The 4,994-nt window shown below is 69.1% G+C and carries 6 protein-coding genes; 5 read left to right on the top strand and 1 reads right to left on the bottom strand.

Annotation, left to right across the window (positions count from 1 at the left end):
* Window positions 1-435: 435 nt before the first annotated feature.
* A complete protein-coding gene (locus ABZY11_RS42785; RefSeq protein WP_356484352.1) occupies window positions 436-576 on the top strand; it encodes a hypothetical protein in 141 nt (46 codons plus the stop codon).
* On the top strand, window positions 573-1,532 hold the full coding sequence (gene hemC / locus ABZY11_RS42780; RefSeq protein WP_356484351.1) for a hydroxymethylbilane synthase: 960 nt from the start codon (window positions 573-575) through the stop codon (window positions 1,530-1,532). Before ABZY11_RS42785 ends, hemC begins: the two co-directional genes overlap by 4 nt.
* Before the next feature lie 580 nt (window positions 1,533-2,112).
* Here the strand turns inward: hemC and ABZY11_RS42775 are convergent.
* Window positions 2,113-2,604, bottom strand: a complete 492-nt coding sequence (locus ABZY11_RS42775) for a GNAT family N-acetyltransferase (RefSeq protein ID WP_356484350.1) — start codon at window positions 2,602-2,604, stop codon at window positions 2,113-2,115.
* Between the two features lie 296 nt (window positions 2,605-2,900).
* Here ABZY11_RS42775 and ABZY11_RS42770 point away from each other — a divergent pair, with 296 nt between their 5' ends.
* The 3 genes from ABZY11_RS42770 to ABZY11_RS42760 all read left to right on the top strand — a co-directional run.
* A complete protein-coding gene (locus tag ABZY11_RS42770; RefSeq protein ID WP_356484349.1) occupies window positions 2,901-3,317 on the top strand; it encodes an NUDIX hydrolase in 417 nt (138 codons plus the stop codon).
* A gap of 359 nt (window positions 3,318-3,676) precedes the next feature.
* Complete coding sequence (locus ABZY11_RS42765; RefSeq protein ID WP_356484348.1) at window positions 3,677-3,856, top strand: hypothetical protein; 180 nt, start codon at window positions 3,677-3,679, stop codon at window positions 3,854-3,856.
* Window positions 3,857-3,921: 65 nt separating this feature from the next.
* Window positions 3,922-4,994 (top strand): transposase (locus ABZY11_RS42760; protein WP_356484347.1); only part of this gene is annotated, 1,073 nt, incomplete at its 3' end.

Here is a 4,994-nt window from a genome sequence, read left to right as displayed (position 1 = left end):
CGTCCTCACCCATCAGCCGCAGCCCACCCTCCGCGGTCCGCTCCGCCGCGAGCGCGGCCAGCTCGTCCAGCAACTCGGCGGACAGCCCGTTCATGTGCCCTGCCGCTGTCCGGGTGGAAAGAACTCATGCCGCCTGGAGACTTCGCCCGTCTGATCGCCGTGGAGGAGGCGCGCCGGACCGGCGTTGCCGTGTACATCGATTCCTGGGAGTGGGGAACCAGTTGAGCATCATCCTGATGGCCGACCCGCGGGTGCGCGAAGCGAGACCCGGCGCGCGGCTGTCGCCGCCCCGGAGGGTGCCGCCATTGCAATGCGGACCGCGCTCGCAGCGAACGCCCCACTCGCATGACTACCAGGACCTGCCGCCCTGGCGGACCCTGCCACAGAGCTGGTCACCGGCCCGGCCCGGCACGCAGCGGCCCGGCCATCATGCCCATGCCCGTCCTCAACCCCGCATACGCGGCCGAGATGTTCACCGCGCTGCGCCGGATCGGCACCGGTGCACACCGCCTCGCCCTGCGGACCACCAGCTGGCCCACCGCCCACCCCTTCGGAAGCCGGACCACCATCACATGACCAGCACCGTCACCACCCGGCCCTTGCGGCTGGGAACCCGGCCCAGCCCCATGGCCATGGAGCAGACCGGCCGGTTCGCCGGCCTCTTCCGCGACCGCTACCCCAAGACCCCTCTGGACATCGTCACGATCACGTCCGAGGGCGACCGGCACCGAGGCCCGCTCTCCCAGATCGGCGGGAAGGGCGCCTTCACCCGGTCCGCCGACACCCGCCTTCTCGACGGCCGGATCGAGGCGGCCATCGCCTGCTCCAAGGACCTGCCCGGCCCGCACGACCGCGCCCCTGGCATCACCGTCGGAGCGGTCCTTCCCCGCGAGGACGCCCGCGATGCCCTCGTCCTGTCCGCCGGGCACCCGCCGGTCACACTCGCCGACCTTCCGCCCGGCACCAGGGTCGGCACCAGCGCACCCCGCCGGGCAGCCCTCCTGCGCGCCCTCTACCCCGAGCTGGTGCCGGTTCCGATCAGAGGCAACGCCGACACCCGTCTGTCCGGCCTCGATACCGGAACCCTCGGTGTGGACGTCATGATTGCCGCGCTGGCCGGCCTGCGCCAGCTGGGGCTTGCCGCGCGTGCCTCGCAGATCCTCGATCCGGCCCATTGGCTGCCCGCATCGGGGGCGGGAATCGTCGTCATCGAGCACCGCGCCGACGACCCGGTCACGGGGCATCTGCTGGCCCCTGTCACCCACGGTCCGACCCGCATCATGCTGGACGCCGAGCGCGCCGCCCTCGCCACCCTGCGCGGCGGCTGCCTGACCGCCGCATCTGTCCACGCCGTCCACGACCCGGCGGCCGAGACGGTGACGGTGCACGCTGTGGTCCTCGACCCGGCCGGTGGCGCCCCAATCCGCACGACCGCCTCCGGCCCCGCCACCGAAGCGCCCCTCACCGGACAACACGCGGGACAGGAACTCCTCGACGCGGGCGCGGCCTCGCTCCTGGACAGCCCGTCATGACGGAGCACACACCCCGCGGGAACGCCCGGCGGTGTTCGCCGGGCCAGGGAGCCGGCCAAGCCAGGACGGATTTACCGGACTCACACCGCTGCGGCGAACTCGGGTGATTTCTGCTCCAAGAGCCCGCGGGGATTCCGCGCACCAGCGCTGAGACCCCACCATGTCGGGGCCGGATGCCTGGGAGTTGGCCACCTTCAGCAGCAGGACCACCTGCCGACAGGGAAGCAGCAGAAGGCGTTGCTTCTGGGGCCGCAATGGCACCCATGCTCAACATGGCCAGGAGAGGATCGCCCGCCACGGCCGAGGGAATCAAGGCTGCGGCTAGGACATTGATCGAGAGCGGCGGCACGCGCCTTGTCGATCCGCTCGTCTGCCGCTGCGCTGTAGCGGGCCCGCAGCCGTGCTCTGGCTCAACATCGCGCTCAGGCAGTTGGTGAACGCGGCCTGACGGAACTGGGGATCGCGACGCCGAGACGGTGTTGGCGTCGCGACCCCGTGGTAGGGGCTACCCGGCGGCCCTGCCCAGGCCGCCCTGGTAGGGCGAGACGGCCAGAGCCGGCCCGGCCAACACAGCAGCACGTCACAGATCTTTGCGAAGTGCTCGGTTGACGTCGGGATTCCTGTCGGGCCGGTACGAGGTGATCGGCGTATATCCCTGAGCGCGGTAAAGCGCAAGGGCCGCGGTGTTGGCGACGCCAGTCTCCAGTTGCGTCCGCGTGGCACCCCTGAGTTTCGCGTCGGCTTCCAGGCGCAGCAGGATCTCCCTCCCCAAGGACTGGGCTCGGGCTTCGGGGCGGACGTACATCCGTTTGATCTCTGCGGTCCGGGTATCCAGGAACCACCATCCGCCGCAACCGAGCGCGTTCCCTTGTTCGTCTTGTACTAGCAGGAACAACCCGCGCGGGGGCGCGAACTGTGAGACAGGTGTGTCGGCGGGGTCGTCAGCGAAGCCGTACAACGAGCACTGTTCGTCGTACAGGCCCAACAGGAGCTGTTGGACTTCCGGGTCGTCGTACGGAGCGGGAGTCATCATCCACGCGGACTGGAGACCTGGACCGGTGGCGTGTGTCATGTATCTGATAGTGCCCGATCCGCGGTGTCCAGGACATCGCTTCGACCGGCGGATCGGAGGAGCCGGGGCTCGCTGCGAGGGTCTGGATGTCCCGGGTGAGGAGTCCGGTGCGTGCGAGGTGGATACCGTGCAGGACGGCAGACACCGACCAGATGCACCAGCCTCTCAGACGAGCCATCGTCGCCGTCGGCACGGATGGGTGACCGTCTGGAGCGTTGTTCGGATCGGTGGTGGTTGCGCCAGGGGCGTCCGCTCTGTGGACGACTGTCCGATATCGTCGGCGGATGGATACACGCGTGACCGGCATCGTCATGCAGCATGGCAGGCTTCTGGTGCTGGACCAGGACACCGAAGGGCCCAGAGACTGGTCCTTGCCCGGGGGTAAAGCCGAGGACGGTGAAACGCTGGAACAGGCACTGGTCAGGGAAATGCGTGAGGAGACCGGCGCCGACGTGGAAGTAGGCCGGCTTCTGTACGTGTGTGACAACACTGATGCTGGTGTCCTGCACATCACGTTCGAGGTCCGCCTCGTGGGCGGGGAGATCGGATCCGTTGAGGAGGGCGTGGACACACGGCCGATCCGAGGTGTGGAGTTCGTTGCGCTGGAGAACCTGCCAGCCCTCGGATTCAGTAACCAGTTCGTAGAGTTGTGCCAGAACGGATTTCCCGGAGCCGGGGCGTATATGGGGCCGAAGTCCGCCATCGGGCTGTGAGCCAGCTGGCGGATCTGGCCGCATCCCCTGCTCCTTCGAAGCCTCGGCCGTCGCCACTGCAGAGGCCGACGACCTCATCATCACCAGCCACCGCCACGCCCTCAGCTTGGTTGGCCTCCCGCTTCCCGGGCCCGTCCACCACCGCCCCGTGTCCGCTTTCAGTTGGCTGGGAGCGCGGGCCGAGAACTTTCTCGCCTGGTCCGTGCCATGCACCGCGCAGGGCACGGGCCTCCTCGGGTGCCAGCAGGAAGCGTCCGCCCGGCCCGTTGGGGCTCTTGGCCCGATTCTGGCTGGAAGGTGCCTGTGGACTCAGCTGACCGCGTTGGCCTGTGGCGAGTTCAGGCTGCCGTCCGAAGCGTGTGCAGGAGCTGCTGGACGTCCTGCACATTCTGGTGTGGCTCGTATCGGGGCATGAGGGTGGTGATCTGCCGGGTGCAACGGGAAGCTCCGATGCGCTGTGCGAGAAGGAGGGCTGCGTGGGCGGTGGCGGCGCTTTGGTCGATCTCTCGACTCTGCTGCCCAATTCACTGCGGGGGTGAGGGCGGGTCCGCGATGATCGTTCGCGAGGTCGCTTTTCCGTCGTGCGGCCGTGGAGGCGGTACGGATGTCGATGCGGCCGGTGGGACTGCCGGAGATCCCGGAGCAGACCGTGGTGGTGGCGCGGGCGGCGTTCCCGCGGGGGAGCCTGGCGATGCGGGTGCGGGACCACCTCGCGGAGGTCTTCGTCGATGAGCCGTTCGCCGAGGCGTTCGGGGTGCGCGGGGCGCCGGGACTGTCACCTGGGGTGTTGTCGCTGGTGACGGTGTTGCAGTTCGCCGAGGACCTCACCGATCGGCAGGCCGCGGCGATGGCGGTGCGGGCCATCGACTGGAAGTACGCGCTCGGGGCGGAGCTCACCGACACCGGCTTCGATGCCAGTGTGCTCAGCAAGTTCAGGGCCCGGCTCGCGGACAACGGCATGGAGCGGGTGGTCTTCGACCGGCTCCTTGAGCACTGCAAGGACGCCGGTCTGGTGGCGGCCGGGGGCAAGCAGCGCACCGACTCCACCCATGTGATCAGCGCGGTGCGGGACTTGAACCGCCTGGAGCTGGCCGGCGAGAGCGTGCGCGCTGCTCTGGAGGCCCTCGCGGTCGCGGCCCCCCTCTGGCTGGCCGGGCAGATCGACGTGACGGAGTTCGCCCAGCGGTACGGGCCGCGGGTCGACGGCTGGCGCATGCCGCCCTCGCAGACGAAACGCGACCGCCTCGCCCAGGTCTTCGGCCAGGACGCCCTTGCCTTGTGCCGGGCCGCCTGGGCCGATGACGCCCCGGTATGGATCCGTCAGATCGAGGCCGTGCACCTGCTGCGGCAGGTACTCGTGCAGACCTGCATCATCCGCAGCGACAGCCGGGGACGGCAGGTGATCAAGAAGCGGGACGCCGACGATGGCGTTCCGCCCGGTCAACTCCGCCTGGCCTCCCCCTACGACTCCGACGCACGCTGGGCGGCCAAGGGCGATGACCTGTTCTGGATGGGCTACAAGATCCACCTCACGGAAACCTGCTCCACTCTCCCCGACGCCGACACCGACACCGACACCGACGCGGGGACAGAGGTGATGCCGAATCTGATCACCGACGTGCACACCACCGACGCGACCGTGCCGGATGTGAAGGCGACCGCCCCGATCCAGCGCAA

The sequence above is a fragment of the Streptomyces sp. NPDC006510 genome (genome assembly GCF_040611955.1).
Classification (GTDB): Bacteria; Actinomycetota; Actinomycetes; order Streptomycetales; family Streptomycetaceae; genus Streptomyces.
This window is presented reverse-complemented; position numbering and strand designations above follow the sequence as displayed.

Coding starts and splice junctions, on each gene's coding strand:
- hemC (WP_356484351.1), top strand. CDS start 573: ATGACCAGCACCGTCACCACCCGGCCCTTGCGGCTGGGAACCCGGCCC.
- ABZY11_RS42785 (WP_356484352.1), top strand. CDS start 436: ATGCCCGTCCTCAACCCCGCATACGCGGCCGAGATGTTCACCGCGCTG.
- ABZY11_RS42775 (WP_356484350.1), bottom strand. CDS start 2,604: ATGACACACGCCACCGGTCCAGGTCTCCAGTCCGCGTGGATGATGACT.